General features: G+C 70.9%; 13 protein-coding genes. 11 read left to right on the top strand and 2 right to left on the bottom strand.

What is annotated here, in order from left to right; all coding sequences use genetic code 11:
• Window positions 1-744 precede the first annotated feature (744 nt).
• From JMF97_RS28925 to JMF97_RS28915, 3 genes are all read left to right on the top strand, one after another.
• The gene (locus JMF97_RS28925) at window positions 745-2307 is read left to right on the top strand and encodes an MFS transporter (protein WP_203224421.1); all 1563 of its coding nucleotides are present in this window, start codon (window positions 745-747) and stop codon (window positions 2305-2307) included.
• A 19-nt stretch (window positions 2308-2326) separates the two neighbouring features.
• The gene (locus JMF97_RS28920; RefSeq protein ID WP_203224420.1) at window positions 2327-2926 is read left to right on the top strand and encodes a TetR/AcrR family transcriptional regulator; all 600 of its coding nucleotides are present in this window, start codon (window positions 2327-2329) and stop codon (window positions 2924-2926) included.
• A gap of 150 nt (window positions 2927-3076) precedes the next feature.
• Window positions 3077-3790, top strand: a complete 714-nt coding sequence (locus JMF97_RS28915; RefSeq protein ID WP_203224419.1) for a DedA family protein — start codon at window positions 3077-3079, stop codon at window positions 3788-3790.
• A gap of 48 nt (window positions 3791-3838) precedes the next feature.
• Here the strand turns inward: JMF97_RS28915 and JMF97_RS28910 are convergent, their stop codons facing one another.
• Entirely contained in the window at window positions 3839-5758 is a 1920-nt protein-coding gene (locus tag JMF97_RS28910; RefSeq protein WP_203224418.1) for a helix-turn-helix domain-containing protein, read from the bottom strand.
• A 14-nt stretch (window positions 5759-5772) separates the two neighbouring features.
• Window positions 5773-6555 carry a 3-hydroxybutyrate dehydrogenase gene (locus JMF97_RS28905; protein ID WP_203224417.1) on the bottom strand — a complete coding sequence of 261 codons (783 nt, stop codon included), beginning with the start codon at window positions 6553-6555 and terminating at the stop codon, window positions 5773-5775.
• Window positions 6556-6769: 214 nt separating this feature from the next.
• Between JMF97_RS28905 and ruvC the strand changes: the two genes are divergently transcribed.
• The 8 genes from ruvC (at window position 6770) to JMF97_RS28865 (ending at window position 16176) form a co-directional block, all read left to right on the top strand.
• A complete protein-coding gene (gene ruvC, locus JMF97_RS28900) occupies window positions 6770-7297 on the top strand; it encodes a crossover junction endodeoxyribonuclease RuvC (protein ID WP_203224416.1) in 528 nt (175 codons plus the stop codon).
• A complete protein-coding gene (gene ruvA / locus JMF97_RS28895; RefSeq protein WP_013732721.1) occupies window positions 7294-7896 on the top strand; it encodes a Holliday junction branch migration protein RuvA in 603 nt (200 codons plus the stop codon). Before ruvC ends, ruvA begins: the two co-directional genes overlap by 4 nt.
• A gap of 46 nt (window positions 7897-7942) precedes the next feature.
• Window positions 7943-9013 carry a Holliday junction branch migration DNA helicase RuvB gene (gene ruvB, locus JMF97_RS28890; RefSeq protein WP_203224415.1) on the top strand — a complete coding sequence of 357 codons (1071 nt, stop codon included), beginning with the start codon at window positions 7943-7945 and terminating at the stop codon, window positions 9011-9013.
• 136 nt (window positions 9014-9149) lie between these two features.
• A complete protein-coding gene (gene yajC, locus JMF97_RS28885) occupies window positions 9150-9488 on the top strand; it encodes a preprotein translocase subunit YajC (RefSeq protein WP_043720297.1) in 339 nt (112 codons plus the stop codon).
• Between the two features lie 291 nt (window positions 9489-9779).
• Window positions 9780-11663: a protein translocase subunit SecD gene (secD, locus tag JMF97_RS28880; protein WP_203224414.1), complete on the top strand. Its 1884-nt coding sequence runs from the start codon at window positions 9780-9782 to the stop codon at window positions 11661-11663.
• Between the two features lies 1 nt (window position 11664).
• The gene (gene secF, locus JMF97_RS28875) at window positions 11665-12861 is read left to right on the top strand and encodes a protein translocase subunit SecF (protein WP_203224413.1); all 1197 of its coding nucleotides are present in this window, start codon (window positions 11665-11667) and stop codon (window positions 12859-12861) included.
• A gap of 105 nt (window positions 12862-12966) precedes the next feature.
• The gene (locus JMF97_RS28870) at window positions 12967-13533 is read left to right on the top strand and encodes an adenine phosphoribosyltransferase (RefSeq protein ID WP_203224412.1); all 567 of its coding nucleotides are present in this window, start codon (window positions 12967-12969) and stop codon (window positions 13531-13533) included.
• Between the two features lie 195 nt (window positions 13534-13728).
• Window positions 13729-16176, top strand: coding sequence for a RelA/SpoT family protein (locus tag JMF97_RS28865; protein WP_203224449.1), 2448 nt, complete (start codon window positions 13729-13731; stop codon window positions 16174-16176).
• Window positions 16177-16750: the final 574 nt, after the last annotated feature.

Here is a 16750-nt window from a genome sequence, read left to right as displayed (position 1 = left end):
GGGGCGCGGCGCGAAGAGTTCAGAAGCGCAGGTACGGCGTTCTGCGATGCGCTGGGGGAAGCGTCGCCGACGCGTACGGTGCACGCCCGTCGTGGTGCCGGGTCGAGGTGTAGCGGCGAGGCGGGGAGCGGCATTCCCGGCTTCTCGCGGGTCCCCGATCGAGGTACGACCGGGTGGGCGAGGCAGATCGGGCGGTGCCGGGTCCAGGTGTAACGACCGGGCGGGCCGGCCCATTCCCTGGCCGGTCGGTCGGGGCCGTGGGGGAGGATCGCGCTGGTCACCGATGGTTCTCGGATCGGTGCCTACATGGCCCCTACTTCGTCAGCCATGGGTTACAACGCCACCCACCCGCCAGGGATTCCGTCCACGGGCCACCGAGCGCCAGTCATTTCCGGACAAAGGCCCCAAATAGGCACCTGGCGGCGGGTCGGCTGGCCAAGTGAAGCGGCTTTGGGTGCAGTTGTTGCCAGGGCAGCAACAACTGCACCCAAAGCGCCGCAGGATGCATCCGCAGTGGTGGGTGTCGCGCCCGACGGGCGTCGCTGGGGTGCGCGTGCGGAGGTGGGTGGCGCTCGGCGGTGGGCGTCGCCAGGTGCGCGAGCAGGCGGGTGGTGGCGGGCCAGCCGGGCGGCCAGTGTGACGGCAGTCACATTAGATACGAAACGGTTCCGTATCGATACTGTCGGGCCTACGCTCAGATGCGATTACGGACGCGACCGTATCGAAAAGCGGGGGGTGCGGGAAATGCCGCCGAATGCGAACACCGGGCATCCGAGGAGGTGGGCGATCCTCGGGGTGCTGGTGATCAGCCTGCTCGTGGTCGTCCTGGACAACACCATCCTCAACGTCGCGCTGCGGACGCTCGCCGATCCGGTACACGGACTCGGGGCCAGCCACGGCGATCTCGAATGGTTCATCAACTCGTACACGCTGGTCTTCGCCGGACTGCTGTTCACCTTCGGCGTGCTCGGCGACCGGGCCGGGCGCCGCCGGATGATGCTCATCGGCCTGGTGCTGTTCGGTCTGGCGTCGCTGCTGTCCGCGTACGCGCAGAACCCCGCGCAGTTGATCGCGGCCCGCGCGCTGATGGGCGTCGGCGGTGCGGCCATCATGCCGGCCACCCTGTCGATCATCTCCAACGTCTTCGACCCGCGGGAGCGGGGACGGGCCATCGGGATATGGGCCGGCGCGGTCGGGTTGGCGATGGCGATCGGCCCGATCCTCGGCGGTCTGCTGCTGGAGCACTTCTGGTGGGGTTCGGTCTTCCTGATCAACGTGCCGGTCGTCGTGCTCGGCGTCGTCCTGGTGGCGCTGCTGGTGCCGGAGTCACGGGACCCGAACCCGGGGCGCATCGACGTGCTCGGTGTCGCGCTGTCGGTGGTCGGCCTGGTCACGTTGACGTACGGCATCATCGACGGCGGTGAGCACGGCTTCGGTCGGCCGCTGGTCTGGGCCGCCATCGTCGGCGGGCTGGCGGTGCTGGCCTGGTTCATCGCCCACGAACGGCGCAGCAGCCATCCCTCACTTGACGTACGTCTGTTCCGGGAGCCGCGCTTCGCCGTGCCGGTGGCGCTGATCGGGCTGGTCTTCTTCGCCGCCATGGGCGTGATGTTCTTCAGTTCGTTCTACCTGCAACTGGTACGCGGCTACAGCCCGTTGCAGACCGGCCTGATCTTCCTGCCGTTCGCGGTCGCCCAACTCTTCTTCGCCCCACGCAGCGCCGCCATGGTGCGCCGGTACGGCCCCCGGGCGGTCGCGGTGGTGGGGCTGGTGCTGGCCGCTGCGGCGCTGGGCGCGTTCGCCTTCGTCGACGCGGTCACGCCCATCTGGGTGGTGCTGGTGTTCTTCTTCATCCAGGGTGCCGGGATGGCAAACATCATGCCGCCGGCCACCGAGTCGATCATGTCGGCGTTGCCGAGGGAGAAGGCCGGTGTCGGCTCCGCGGTCAGCAACACCATCCGCCAGGTGGCCGCCGCGCTGGGCGTGGCGGTGCTCGGTTCGGTGCTCGCCGCGGGTTACCGCAACGGCATCGACCCGGCCCTGACCGAGCTGCCACCGCAGGTGCGGGAGGCGGCCGGCGAGTCGATCTCCGGGGCGTACGCTGCGGCTGGTCAGCTCGGGCCGACGGCGCCGCAGCTGATCACGGCGGCCAACGACGCCTTCATCTCGGCGATGCACTGGTCGGCGGCGCTGGCCGCGCTGGTCACGGCCGCCGGCATCCTGGTGGCGCTGCGCTGGATGCCCACCCGGTCCGGCACCGGCGCGCCGGTGCCGGTCGGTGAACCCGAGTTGGCTGGTACCGCATAGCGTCGGGAACAATGCGGGCATGACTAGCACGGCAGACGCTCCGCGGCCGCCCGGCCGGCCGCGGAGCGTCCGCGCAGACGAAGCGATCATTGAGGCCACGCTGGACCTCCTCGCCGAGGGCAGCACGATCGAGGCGATCTCGGTCGAGGCGATCGCCGCGCGGGCCGGGGTCGGCAAGGCCACCATCTACCGTCGCTGGGCGGGCAAGGACGCGCTGCTGCACGACGCGCTGCGCACCCTCAAGGGTGAGCCGCCGCGGCCGTCCGGCCGGTCCGTCCGGGAGGATCTCATCGCCCTGGTCGGCGCGGTCGGGCAGAACATCGACCCCCGCGCGGCGAAGATCATGCCCTGTCTGGTGCCAAACGTGAAACGCAACGCCGAGCACTACGCGCTGTATCAGAGCATCGTGGAGCCCCGCCGCGCGGTGATGCGTGAGGTGCTGCGGCGCGGCATCCGCGACGGCGAACTCCGGCCCGACCTCGACATCGAGGTCACCCTGGCCCTGATCACCGGCCCGCTGCTCATCCAACGGATGCTGAACTGGAACCCGGACCTCGACGAGACGACGCTGCCCGTGCGGGTCGTCGACCAGGTGCTGGCGGGCATCCAGGCCCGCTGAGCCCAGGTTCGGACGGCGGTCTGCCACGACGAGCCGGTGCGCAACAACGACATCGGCGTCAATCGGTGTCGGGTCCCCGGCGGACCGGGAGCGGCCTAGACTACGGGCGTCCCACAGCCGTCGGGATCGTTCCCGCCATCGGAGGTCTTTGTGCCCTCGCCCGTCACCGACCTGGCCCTCGGGCCGGACTGGCTCGATCCGGAGTGGCTGATCTCGACCTTCGGGCTGATCGGCATCCTGGTGATCGTCTTCGCCGAGTCCGGGCTGCTGATCGGCTTCTTCCTGCCGGGTGACTCGCTGCTGTTCACCACCGGGTTGCTGGTCGCCGACGGGCAGTACCTCAAATATCCGCTGTGGCTGGTGTGTCTGCTCATCACCGTCGCCGCGATCGCCGGTGACCAGGTCGGCTACCTGTTCGGTCGCAAGGTCGGCCCGGCGCTGTTCCGGCGACCCAACTCACGCCTGTTCAAGCAGGAGAACCTGCTCAAGGCGCATGACTTCTTCGAGAAGTACGGCGCGCGCTCCATCGTGCTGGCCCGGTTCGTGCCGATCGTGCGGACGTTCACCCCGATCGTGGCCGGGGTGAGCCGGATGAACTACCGCACCTTCGTCATCTTCAACGTCATCGGCGGCATCCTCTGGGGCACCGGGGTGACCGTGCTGGGCTACTTCCTCGGGCAGATCCCGTTCGTCAAGGCCAACATCGAGTTCATCCTGATCGGCATCGTGGGGATCTCGGTCCTGCCGATCGCGGTGGAGCTGCTGCGGGCCTGGTTGGCCGCCCGGCGGGGAACCACCCCGCAGGAGCGGGCCGCCGCCGAGGAGGCGATCCGGGAAACCCGACAGCATTACGGCAAGCACTGAGCCGCGCGCGGTCGTCGCAGGCCGGCGGCCAGGGGATGAGCAGCCGGGTCAGCCCCCGGGGGTACGCAGCCGGTGCAGCCGCAGCGCGAGCTGCACCTGAAGCGCCTGCTCCGGTTTCTGCCAGTCCGCGCCGAGCAGTTGCCCGACCCGCTCCAGCCGCTGGGTCACCGTGTTGACGTGCACGTGCAGCAGTTCGGCGGCCCGGGCCAGGCTGCCGCCGACGCCGAAGTAGGCCTCCAGCGTCCGCACCAGGGCGGTGCCCCGGCGGGCGTCGTAGTCCACGACCGGGCCGATGGTGGTGGCGAGGAACTGACTGACGTCGGCGTCACCGTCGCCGGAGACCGTGCCCAGCAGCAGTCCGACGAAGCCCAGCTCGGCGGTGCTCGCACCCTGCCCGGCCCGGCCCAACGCGCCCAGCGCGGCCAGGCAGCGGTCGGCCTCCCGGAAGGCGGCGGCCAGCGACGTCGGCCCGGCGACCGGGCCGCTCGCTCCGGCGGTCACCGGCCGGCCGGTGATCCGGGACAGGTCCCGTGACACGGCCCGGGCGCTGCCCCCGGCATCCTGCCCGGGCAGCATCAGCACCACCCGGCCGTCGCGCGCCGCGGCCAGCCCGCCGCGGGTCGAGGCGTACGTGGTGGCCCAGGAGAGCACCCGCTGGCGGGCCGATCCGGTGGCCGCGATCGCGTCGTCGTCGACCGCCACCAGCACGTGCGGGGCGTCCAGGTCCACCCCGAGGCGGCGGGCGCGGCTGCGCAGCGCGTCGGTGTCGCGCAACGGCCGGGCGATCAGGTCGTCGAGCAGTTCACCCCGGACCCGGCCCTCGGCCTCGGCCACGGTGCGTCGGAACAGCAGCAGCAACGCGGTGACCAGCGCCGCGCGTTCCAGGATCCGCTGGTCGGCGTCGGCCAGTTCGCCCTCCGGGTGCAACACCAGCGCACCCAGGTTCTCCGCACCGGCCACCACGGCGGCGTACCACACCTCGCCCCGGCGTACGCTGCGTCCCTCGGTCCGGGACGCGGCCACCGCCTCCACGAGGTCGGCGCGGTCCGGCTCGTCGAGCGCACCGACCCGGGCCAGCAGCCGGCCCTCGGCGTCCAACGCCAGCAGCGTCCCGCCCAGCACCTCGGTGACCGCCGCGGCGACGTCCTCCACCCCGCCCCCGCGCAGCACCAGCGCGGTCATCCGGTCGTGGGCCGCCGCGGCACGCTCGACGGAACTGCTGTGCGCCCGGATCGTGGTGTTGGCCGACGACAGCTCCGCCAACGCCGCCCGGGTCTCGGCCAGCAGCCGCGCGGTGTCGATCGCCACCGCGGCATGCGCGGCCAGCGAGAGCAGCAACGCCACCTCCTCGCGGACGAACGGCCGGGCCGAACGGTTCGCCGCGTAGAGCACGCCGATGCTGGTGGAGCCGAGCCGCAGCGGCACCCCGAGGATCGCCACCAGCCCCTCCTCGCCCACCCCGGCGTCGATCTCCCGGGTGTGGTGGAAGCGCTCGTCCTGCGGGTAGTTCGCGGTCACGTACGGGGCGCCCGACTGGGCCACCAGCCCGCCGAGGCCGGCGCCCATCGGCAGCCGCAGCTGCTGGAAGCGGGCCGACACCGAGCCGTCGGTGACGCGCATGTAGGTGTCGCCGCGTTCGGCGTCGTTGAGGGTCATGTAGGCGACGTCCGCGCCGAGCAGGTGGCGGGCCCGGTGCACGATGGCCCGCAGCACGTCGTCCAGGTCACGCAGCCCGGCCAGGTCGCTGACCGTGTCGTACAGGCTGAGCAGTTCGCTCTCCCGGCGGCGGCGGCGCTCCAGCAGCGCGCGGACCCGCAGCGCCACCGTCTTGGCCTGCTCCAGCTCGGCGATCTGGTCGGCGGGCAGCCCGGCCGAGCGGGCGGCGACCAGCGGACCCTCGAACTCGACCGCAGCGGCTTCCCGGGCGAGCAGTTCCAGGAACTCCAGCGGCGACGACATGACCGACATTGTGCGGGGGGACACTAGTTCGCCGTCCAGCCCCCGTCGAGCGCGATCGACGCGCCGGTGATGAACGCCGCCGGCGGTGAGCAGAGGTAGGCCAGCAGTTCGGCCACCTCGTCCGGCTCGATCAGGCGTTTGATCGCGGCCCGGGCCAGCATGATCTTCTCGATCACCTCGGTCTCCGGGATGCCGTGGGTGGCGGCCTGGTCGGCGATCTGGCCCTCCACCAGGGCGGTGCGCACGTACGCGGGGTTGATGCAGTTGGCCGTCACCCCGTACGCCGCGCCCTCCAGCGCCACCACCTTGGACAGCCCTTCCAGGGCGTGTTTCGCCGCGACGTACGCCGCCTTGTAGGGCGAAGCGCGCAGCCCGTGCACCGAGGAGATGTTGACGACCCGACCCCAGCCCTGCGCGTACATGTGCGGCAGCGCCCGCCGGATCAGCAGGAACGGCGCCTCGACCATCACCCGCTGCAGGTACTCGAAGCGTTCGACCGGGAAGTCCTGGATCGGGGCGACGTGCTGCAGACCGGCGTTGTTGACCACGATGTCCACGCCGGCGTCGAGCCGGTCCACCGCGGCGGCGTCGGCCAGATCCACCCCCACGGCCCGACCGCCGGCCTCCGCCGCCACCTGCTCGGCCGCCTCGGCGTTGCGGTCGACCACCAGCACCTGGGCGCCGGCCACGGCCAGCCGTAGGGCGCAGGCCCGACCGATGCCGCTGCCGCCGCCGGTCACCACAGCGGTGCGGCCGGTGAGGTCGACGTTCACGACGTGGGGGCGCGCCACGGGTTCTGCCGTCATGGCGCATGAAACTACGAGCTGGGTGGCCGGGCGCACATGGCGTACGCGCACATACTCCTACGGTGGCAGGTGGCCTCCGGCTACATTCCGTCGCCGTTGACGTCACCGGTGTGGCGGCGGTGCCGTCGCCCGGGCGTGTCCCCGGGCGCGGCCCCGCAGGAGCATCGGTAGGGTGTCGAACACACGTACTGCTCGACGGCTGGGAGGGGGAGGCGTGCGGGTGCTCGGCGTCGACCCGGGGCTCACCCGGTGCGGGGTGGGTGTGGTCGAGGGAGTGCCGGGTCGCCCCTGCACGCTCGTCGCCTACTACGTGATCTACACCGATCCGGCCGACGAGCTGCCGACCCGCCTGCTGCACCTGGACCGGTCGCTCACCGACCTGGTCGCCGAGCACCGGCCGGACAGTGTCGCCGTGGAACGGGTGTTCAGCCAGCACAATGTCCGGACGGTGATGGGCACCGCCCAGGCCAGCGGGATCGCCGTACTCGCCGGGGCGCGGGCCGGGCTGCCGGTGCAGACGTACACCCCGAGTGAGGTGAAGGCGGCGGTGACCGGCTCGGGTCAGGCGGACAAGGCGCAGATCACCGCGATGGTGACCCGGCTGTTGCGGCTGCCCGAGCCACCCCGGCCGGCCGACGCCGCGGACGCCCTGGCGCTGGCCATCTGCCACGTGTGGCGCGGTGGGACCAGGTCCAAGCTGGCCGCCGCCGCGGACCGGGTGAGACGAGGAGGAGCGAGATGATCGCCAGTGTGCGTGGCGTGGTGACCGCCACCGGCCCGGACCATGCGGTCATCGAGGTCGGCGGGGTCGGCCTGGCCGTGCAGTGTGCCCCCGGCACCATCGCCGACCTGCGGGTCGGCCAGCCCGCGCGGCTGGCCACCAGCCTGGTCGTCCGGGAGGATTCGCTGACCCTCTACGGCTTCGCCGACGACGACGCGAAGGCGCTGTTCGAGCTGTTGCAGACCGCGAGCGGGGTCGGGCCGCGCCTGGCCCAGGCGGTGCTGGCCGTGCACACCCCCGACGCGGTACGCAAGGCCATCGCCAACGCCGACACCGCCGCGCTGACCCGAGTCCCCGGTATCGGGAAGAAGGGCGCCGAACGGCTGGTGCTGGAGTTGCGTGACCGGATCGGCCCGGTCCCGGTGGGCGCCGACGGCGCGGCCGGGGTCACCGGGGGCGCCTGGCCGGAGCAGGTCCGTCAGGCGTTGATCGGGCTCGGCTGGACGGCGAGCCAGGCCGACCAGGCGGTCGCCGCGGTCGCCGAGACCGTCGACGGGGCCGCCCCGCCGGTGCCGGTGCTGCTCAAGCAGGCCATCCGGCTGCTGGGCCGGACCCGATGAGCGCGCGGTGTGAGTCGGGTCTGCGGTCGCCGATGAGGATGATCCCGTGACCGGCCCCGACAGCGGCCTGGTCTCGGCGTACGTCAACGATGCGGAGCGCGACGCCGAGGTCAGCGTCCGGCCCAAGCGCCTCGACGAGTTCATCGCCCAGCATCGGGTCCGTGACCAGCTCGACCTGCTGTTGCAGGGCGCGATGCGGCGCGGCTCGCCACCGGATCACATCCTGCTCTCGGGGCCGCCCGGCCTGGGCAAGACCACCCTGGCCAACATCGTCGCCGCGGAGCTGGGCGCGGGCATCCGGGTGACCAGCGGGCCGGCGATCGAGCGCTCCGGTGACCTGGCCGCGATCCTGACCAGCCTCGCCGAGGGCGACGTGCTGTTCATCGACGAGATCCACCGCATCGCCAAGCCGGCCGAGGAACTCCTCTACAGCGCGATGGAGGACTTCCGGGTCGACGTGGTGGTCGGCAAGGGTCCCGGCGCCACCGCCATCCCGCTGGACGTCGAGCCGTTCACCCTGGTCGGCGCGACCACCCGGTCCGGTCTGCTGACCGGTCCGATGCGGGACCGGTTCGGCTTCGTCGCGCACCTGGACTTCTACGCCCCGGCCGACCTGGAGACGCTGCTGCACCGCTCGGCCCGCATCCTCGGCGTGCCGATCACCGACGACGGCGCGGCCGAGATCGCCGGCCGGTCCCGGGGCACTCCCCGGATCGCCAACCGGCTGCTGCGCCGGGTGCGTGACTACGCCGAGGTACGCGCCGACGGTGTGGTCACCCTCGACACCGCCCGTTCCGCATTGACGGTCTACGATGTGGATGCGCTCGGGCTGGACCGGCTGGACCGGGCGGTGCTCACTGCGTTGGTCGACTCGTTCCGGGGCGGTCCGGTCGGCCTGTCCACCCTCGCGGTGGCGGTGGGGGAGCAGCCGGACACGGTCGAGGAGGTGTGCGAGCCGTTCCTGGTACGGGCCGGGCTGCTGGCCCGTACGCCGCGGGGCCGGGTGGCCACGGAGGCCGCTTGGCGACACCTGGGCCGTACTCCGCCAAATGGTACATTTGCTGCTGAAGCTCCCCTGGCGCCCGATCTGTTTTCCGTGGACACGGGGGAGGCGTGATCTGTTCGTGATCTGCGGCGCGTTCGGCGTTCCCAGATACAGCGACTAGACTCGCCGCGGTCTGTACAGGATGTGAAAATCCGCCTCCGCTCCGGTGCCATGTGCCGGCTCGGGGCCAATGGGAAGGTCGACAACCGTGTTTTACGCAGCAGAAGGCAGCGGAGCGGGTAGCTTCACGCCGATCCTCATGATCGCGCTGCTCTTCGGCGTCATGTACTTCATGATGATCCGCCCGCAGCAGAAGCGCCGCCGCGAGGCAGAGGCGATGCAGTCCGGCCTCTCCATCGGCGACGAGGTGGTGACCATCGGCGGGTTGTACGGCACGGTCTCCGGAGTCGAGGACGACAGCGTCCTGCTCGAGGTCGCCCCCGGAGTGCAGACCCGTTACGCCCGACCGGCGATCGCCCGCGTGGTGACCAAGGCGGAGCGTCCCACGGAGCCGGTGGCCGAGGAAACCGACGCCGTCAAGGAGTGAGCACCACACCCGCCCTGGCCTGCCGGTACGCCGGTGCGGCCGGGGTGGGGGACAGCCTGCACGCGTCCCCGTCGGGCACCCACCGCCGGATGCGGTGTGACAACTGAATAGCAGGCCGACGCCGGGCGTCGGCGCGCCGGCTCGGTCCGGTCCACGCGCCCCCCGCGTCGACCATCAGAGGCGGCGGCGTCAGCCCCGGGCGCCGTCGGAAGGCAGATCGTCGGCCGGGCAGACCGGCCGACCCGCCGTCGCGCCTGCGGCGGCGCGACCGCACAGGGAGACAGGACAGCCGTGGCACCACCTCAGGGACAGATGCGCCCGGGACGGCAATTGGCCGTACTGGGCGGCATCCTTGTCGTCCTCTATCTTTTGGTGTTCTTCGCGGGCGGTGCCAGCGGAGGCTGGAAGGACCGGCTCGAACCGCGCCTCGGTCTTGACCTTGTCGGTGGCACCCGGCTCACGCTGGAGGCGACGAACACCCTCGACGGCCGGGCACCGACGGCGGACAACCTCGAGCAGGCCCGCCAGATCATCGAGAGCCGGGTCAACGCGTACGGCGTTGCCGAGGCCGAGGTGGTCACCGAGGGCGACCGCAACATCGTCGTCTCCCTGCCCGGCGAGAACCGGGACCTGACCGAGATCGGTAGCGCCGCCGAGCTGCGCTTCCGCAAGGTCCTGAAGATCGTCGACGGCAGCGGTGCGATCCCCTCGCCGGCGCCCAGCCCGAGCGGCACCGCCGACCCGGCCGCCACCCCGAGCCCGACCGGCAGCGCCACCCCCACCCCGAACGCCGAGGCCACGGCATCGCCGTCCGGCGGTCAGGGCGGTGGAGCCCCGTCGGAGACCCCGAGCGCGACCCCGTCGCCGAGCGCCAGCGCGTCGCCGAGCGCCAGCGAGGAGCCGGTGCCGCAGAGCCTCGAAGATCAGCGCAAGGCCGTCGAGGCGAAGGTCGGCGCGGAGGCCTGGGCCGCCGCGAGCGGCCTCCAGGCGCCGGCCGACTTCAGCGCCGACCCGACGCTTGCCGAGAAGCTCAAGCCCTTCGCCGAGCTGACCGGCCGCGAGGTCGCGGTGCTGCCCACGCAGATGCAGTTCAACGTGCCGACCATCGGCTGCCTCCAGCTCGACGACCGGCCGCCGGCGTCCATCTCCGCCGCGGACCAGCAGGTCGTCGCCTGTGAGGGCGGCTACGCCAAGAACCTGCTGGACCAGGCGAAGGTGCTCGGCACCGACGTCGACTCCGCCGCCGCGGTGCGGGACCAGACCAGCCAGTGGGTGGTCAGCCTGGACTTCACCCGCGACGGCCAGGAGAAGTGGACCGCGCTGACCCGCGAGGCCTTCAACAACGAGGGTCAGGCGTGTGACGCCTCCGCGCTCGGTGACGAGGGACGCTGCCGCGTCGCCGTGGTGCTGGACAACAAGATCATCTCGTCGCCGCAGATCCAGGGCGTGCTCACCGGCAACTCGCAGATCACCGGCAACTTCAGCAACGCCGAGGCCAGCGAGCTGGCCGGCTACCTGAACTACGGCGCCCTGCCCGTCACCTTCGAGGCGCAGGAGCAGCAGAACGTCACCGCCACCCTGGGCGCCAGCTACCTGCGGGCCGGTCTGCTCGCGGCCGGCATCGGCATGCTGCTGGTCATCATCTACTCGTTCTTCTACTACCGGCTGCTCGGCACGGTGATCTTCGCGAGCCTGGTGCTGTCGGCGTTGCTGCTCTTCGGCGCGCTGGTGGTGCTCGGCCGACAGATCGGCTTCACCCTCACCCTCGCCGGCATCTCCGGCATCATCGTCTCGCTCGGTGTGGCGGCGGACTCCTTCGTCATCTACTTCGAGCGATTGAAGGACGAGATCCGCGAGGGCCGCAGCCCGCGTAGCGCGGTCTCCCGTGCCTGGGTCCGCGCCCGCCGTACGATCATCTCGGCGAACGCCATCACGATCATGTCGGCGGTGGTCCTCTACGTCGTCTCGGTCGGTACGGTCAAGGGATTCGCCTTCGCCCTCGGTCTGGCCACCGTGCTGGACCTGGTCGTGGTCTTCCTCTTCCGGCACCCGATGATGACGATGCTCGCCCGGAGCCGGGCGTTCCTGTCCCCGCGGGTCAGTGGTCTCGGCCGGGTGCTACCGGCCAAGTCGGAGCAGGCCCAGCCCCGCAACCCGCGTGTCAAGGAGGCCTGAGATGGCTGCTGAGAACTCTCTGGCAAGCCGCCTCTACCGGGGCGAGGCCGGCCTCAACGTCGTCGGCAAGCGCAAGATGTGGTTCACCGCGGCGGCCGTGCTGGTGCTGATCGCGTTGGCCAGCATCCTCATCAAGGGGTTCAACCCGGGCATCGAGTTCGCCGGTGGCAACTCGTTCCAGATCCCCACCAGCGTCGGCACCATGCAGCAGGCCGAGGCGACCGCAGGTGAGTCGCTGAGCACCGCGGGCGCCCACGTGGTCACCGCCCAGCAGGTCGGCGGGGCCGGCGGCTCGTTCTACGAGCTGCGGACCACCCAGCTCGACCAGTCGCAGGCCGAGACCGTACGCCTCGACATGGCCGAGCGGTTCGGCATCGACGCGAACGACATCAGCGCCAACCGGGTCAGCGAGGCCTGGGGTAGCCAGGTGACCAACCGGGCCCTGCTCGGTCTGGTCATCTTCATCGCCCTGGTCACGGTCTACCTGGTGCTGCGTTTCGAGTGGCAGATGGCGGTCGCGGCCATCTTCTCCCTGGTGATGAACCTGGTGCTCACCGCCGGCATCTACTCGATCGTCGGCTTCGAGGTCACTCCGTCGACGATCATCGGTTTCCTCACCATCCTGGGCTTCGCGCTCTATGACGTGGTGGTGGTCTTCGACAAGGTGCAGGAGAACGCCAGAGGCATCACGGCGAACAACAACCAGACCTACGGCGAGGCCGCCAACCTGGCGGTCAACCAGAGCCTGATGCGGTCGGTCAACACCTCGGTGGTGGCCCTGCTGCCGGTCGGCGGCATCCTCTTCATCGGTGCCGGTCTGCTCGGTGCGGGCACCCTGAAGGACCTGGGTCTGGTGCTGTTCGTCGGTATGGCCATGGCGTTCATCACCTCGATCACGCTGGCCACCCCGCTGCTGGTGGTGCTGAAGAACCGCGACCCGCGGATCCAGGCGCACAACAAGCGGGTGGAGGCCCGTCGGGCCAACCCGGTGCCGGCGAAGGAGGCCCGCACCAAGGCGGCCACGGCCGCCGGGGACGACCAGGACGACGAGGAGCCGGTGCCGGCGGAGGCCGGTGCGGCTCTGGCCGGTGCGGCGGCCCCGAAGGTGGGGGCCCGGCCGGCGGGCAAGCGCTCCGGCGGCGCCCGCGGTGGGCGGCCCGGCGGCGGCAACCGCCCGGGCGGCGGAAAGCGACGCTGAGCGACACCGGGGCCACCCGGTAGGAACTCATCCGGCGGCGTCCGGCATGCTGTGCGAGCAGCGTGCCGGACGCCGCCGTCGTCGTGGAAGGGGAGCGGAGCTACCGTGACGGAGACCCACAGCAGCGGGGTACGGGGAGACAGCGGCCCGGATGTCGCCCGACTGGTCGCCAGCCGGGTGCTCGACGTGCCCGACTTCCCCAAGCCTGGCGTCATGTTCAAGGACCTCATGCCGTTGTTCGCCGACGGTGCCGCCTTCCGTGAGGTGATCGACGGGATCGTCGCGTACCACGGGCGGGAGTCCTTCGACACCGTGGTCGGCATCGAGGCGCGGGGCTTCGTCGTCGCCGCCGCCATCGCGTACGCCACCGGGGTCGGTGTGGTGCCGGTCCGCAAGGCCGGCAAGCTGCCCCGACCCGCGTACGCCGCCTCCTACGCCCTGGAGTACGGCGAGGCCACCCTGGAGGTGCACCAGGACGCCTTCACCGCCGGACACCGGGTCCTGGTGGTGGACGACGTCCTGGCCACCGGAGGCACCGCCGCGGCGACGCTGGACCTGGTCGAGCGCGCCGGTGGCACCGTGACCGGGTTCACCGTGCTGCTGGAGTTGGCCTTCCTCAAGGGGCGGGAGCGGCTGGCGCCGCGCGACGTCCATGCCCTGTTGACCGTTTGAGCGCCGACCGCCACCGGACGAGGCGGCACGGTACGTCCGGCGGAGCGGCAGGGCACTGTCGGTGCGGGTAGCATTGCCCATTGCTGAGCGGACGGTGAGCCGTCCGAGCGGCACGAGACCAGGCCGGCCGACGCACGGTCGGTTCGTTTCCGGCGAGCGGTGAGGAGGCCGGTGTCCCACGATGTCGCCCCTCCGGTGGAGGGCACGGTGCATCCGACAGGCGACGCGGACGGCTCGGTGAACCGCAACAGCGCCGCTACGGCGCCGGGCGGCGGGCCGGGTACGGCGCTACCCACCGGCGATGTGGCCCGTACGGGTGCCGGTGCCAACGTCGCACCCGTCGAGGCCGCCGCTGATTCCCCGCCAAGCAGTGGCTTCGCGTTGTCCCACGCGCCCACCGGGCGCCGGGTCCGGGCGCGGCTGGCCCGATTCAACGCGCCCTGGCAGTCCTCGCAGGTCAGCGAGGTGCTGGAGCCGCTGATCTCGTCACACCGGGAGAATCACCCCAAGGCTGACGCGCGGCTGTTGCAGCGGGCCTTCGACACGGCGGCGCGCTGGCACTCCGGCCAGTACCGCAAGTCCGGTGACCCGTACATCACCCATCCGCTCGCGGTGGCGACCATCCTCGCCAACCTGGGCATGGACACCACCACGCTGGTCGCCGCGCTGCTGCACGACACCATCGAGGACACCGAGTACACCCTCGACCAGATGCGGACGGACTTCGGTGGCGAGGTCGCCCTGCTGGTCGACGGCGTCACCAAGCTGGACAAGGTAAAGCTCGGGGACGCGGCGAAGGCGGAGACCATCCGCAAGATGGTCGTGGCCATGGCCAAGGACCCGCGGGTCCTGGTGATCAAGCTGGCCGACCGGCTGCACAACATGCGTACGCTGACCTTCCTGCCCCGGCCCAAGCAGGAGCAGAAGGCCAAGGAGACCCTGGAAATCCTCGCCCCGCTCGCGCACCGCCTCGGTATGAACACCATCAAGTGGGAGCTGGAGGATCTGGCCTTCGGCACGCTGTTCCCGAAGCGGTTCGAGGAGATCAACCGGCTGATCGGGGAGCACCAGCCGCAGCGGGAGGCGTTGCTGCGGCAGGTGACGCAGAAGGTGCAGACCGACCTGAAGGCCGCCAAGATCAAGGCGGAGACCACCGGTCGGCCGAAGCACCTGTACTCGATCTACCAGAAGATGATCGTGCGGGGTCGGGACTTCAACGACATCTACGACCTGGTGGGTGTGCGGATCCTGGTCGACACGGTGCGGGACTGCTACGCGGCGTTGGGTGTGATCCACGCGAACTGGCAGCCGGTGCCGGGCCGGTTCAAGGACTACATCGCGATGCCCAAGTTCAACATGTACCAGTCCCTGCACACCACGGTGATCGGCCCAACCGGCAAACCGGTGGAGATGCAGATCCGCACGTACGCGATGCACCGTACGGCGGAGTTCGGCATCGCGGCGCACTGGAAGTACAAGGAGCACAAGGGCACCCAGATCGTCGGTCCGCCGGCGCACATCGACGAGATGACCTGGCTGCGGCAGTTGCTGGACTGGCAGCGGGAGGCCGCCGACCCGAGCGAGTTCCTCGACGCGTTGCGGTTCGACCTGTCCAGCCAGGAGGTGTACGTCTTCACCCCCAAGGGTGACGTCATTCCCCTGCCGACCGGGTCGACGCCGGTGGACTTCGCGTACGCGGTGCACACCGAGGTCGGGCACAAGTGCATCGGCGCGCGGGTCAACGGCAAACTGGTGCCGTTGGAATCGACGCTGTCCAACGGCGACGTGATCGAGATCTTCACCTCGAAGTCCGACACGGCCGGTCCGACGCAGGACTGGCTCGGCTTCGTCAAGAGCCCTCGGGCGCGCACGAAGATCCGGCAGTACTTCAACAAGGAGCGTCGCGAGGAGGCGATCGAGGAGGGCAAGGACGCGATCGTCAAGGCGATGCGTAAGCAGGGCATGCCGTTGCAGCGGATGCTCACCTCCGACAACCTGATGGCGATCGCCCGGGACCTGCACCTGGCCGACGTGGCGTCGCTGTACGCCGCGGTCGGTGACAGTCAGGTCTCCGCCCAGTCGGTGGTGCAGAAGCTGATGGCCACCTACGGCGGCGAGGAGGGCGCGGCCGAGGACATCGCCGAGACCGCCGTGGCCACCCGGCCGCCGCGCAGCCGGGTCTCCAGCCACGACCCCGGTGTGGTCGTACGCGGCGTCAGCGACGTCTGGATCAAGCTGGCCCGCTGCTGCACCCCGGTACCCCCGGACTCGGTCTTCGGCTTCGTGACCCGCTCCGGCGGGGTCAGCGTGCACCGCGACGACTGCGCCAACGCCGAGGACCTGCGCGCCCAGGGCGAACGGGTGGTCGAGGTGAGTTGGAAGCTCACCTCCGCCTCGACCTTCCTGGTCGCCATCCAGGTGGAGGCCCTCGACCGGCACAAGCTGCTCGCCGACGTCACCCGGGTGCTCTCCGAAGAGCGGGTCAACATCCTCTCCGCCACCGTCACCACCACCCGCGACCGGGTGGCGGTCAGCCGGTTCAGCTTCGAGATGGCCGACCCGAAACACCTGGGCCACCTCCTCGCCGCCGTCCGCAAGGTCGACGGCGTCTTCGACGCCTACCGCGTAACCTCCGGCTCCTAACCCCACCCCTCCCCACGCCCTCACACCCCGCAGCAGGGCTCGCACACGCGGCCCCTGCGGGGGAATGCCCTGCGCGGGCTCGCACACGTGGGCCCCGCGCCGGGGGTGCCCTGCGCGGGCATGCCCTGTGCGGGGGGCCCTGCGTGGGGCTGCCCTGCGTGGGCCGACGCCCGCGCGCGGGCTGTGCTGTGCGTGGGCTGTGCCGTGCGCGGGAACCTGCCCCGGGCCTGCACGCGCGGCCCCTTTCACGTGTGGATCTTGCACTTTCGGTCGCCGCGTACCGGGATGAATGCCGCGTAACGGCGACCAAAAGTGCAAGATCCACGCGTACGGGCGGTACGCGCGCCCGAGGGGACTACGCGCGTGGGCCTTGTGCACGGCGATCTTGCACTTTTGGTCGTCACATAGCGGGATGAATAACGCATAAAGGCGACACGAAGTGCAAGATCGCGGGTGTGCGGGTGTGCGGGTGTGCGGGTGTGCGGGTGTGCGGGTGTGCGGGTGTGCGGGTGTGCGGGTGTGCGGGTGTGCGGGTGTGCGGGTGTGCGGGGGTGCGGGGGTGCGGGGGTGCGGG

Origin of the sequence: Micromonospora fiedleri, from assembly GCF_016774385.1 — a bacterium.
GTDB lineage: Bacteria > Actinomycetota > Actinomycetes > Mycobacteriales > Micromonosporaceae > Micromonospora > Micromonospora gifhornensis.
The sequence above is the reverse complement of the archived record's forward strand: the minus strand, read 5'-3'. Positions and strand labels throughout refer to the sequence as shown.

Bases quoted from the DNA above. Each gene is read 5' to 3' on its own strand.
- JMF97_RS28925 (WP_203224421.1), top strand. From the start codon at position 745: ATGCCGCCGAATGCGAACACCGGGCATCCGAGGAGGTGGGCGATCCTC.
- JMF97_RS28920 (WP_203224420.1), top strand. From the start codon at position 2,327: ATGACTAGCACGGCAGACGCTCCGCGGCCGCCCGGCCGGCCGCGGAGC.
- JMF97_RS28910 (WP_203224418.1), bottom strand. From the start codon at position 5,758: ATGTCGGTCATGTCGTCGCCGCTGGAGTTCCTGGAACTGCTCGCCCGG.
- JMF97_RS28905 (WP_203224417.1), bottom strand. From the start codon at position 6,555: ATGACGGCAGAACCCGTGGCGCGCCCCCACGTCGTGAACGTCGACCTC.
- ruvA (WP_013732721.1), top strand. From the start codon at position 7,294: ATGATCGCCAGTGTGCGTGGCGTGGTGACCGCCACCGGCCCGGACCAT.
- secF (WP_203224413.1), top strand. From the start codon at position 11,665: ATGGCTGCTGAGAACTCTCTGGCAAGCCGCCTCTACCGGGGCGAGGCC.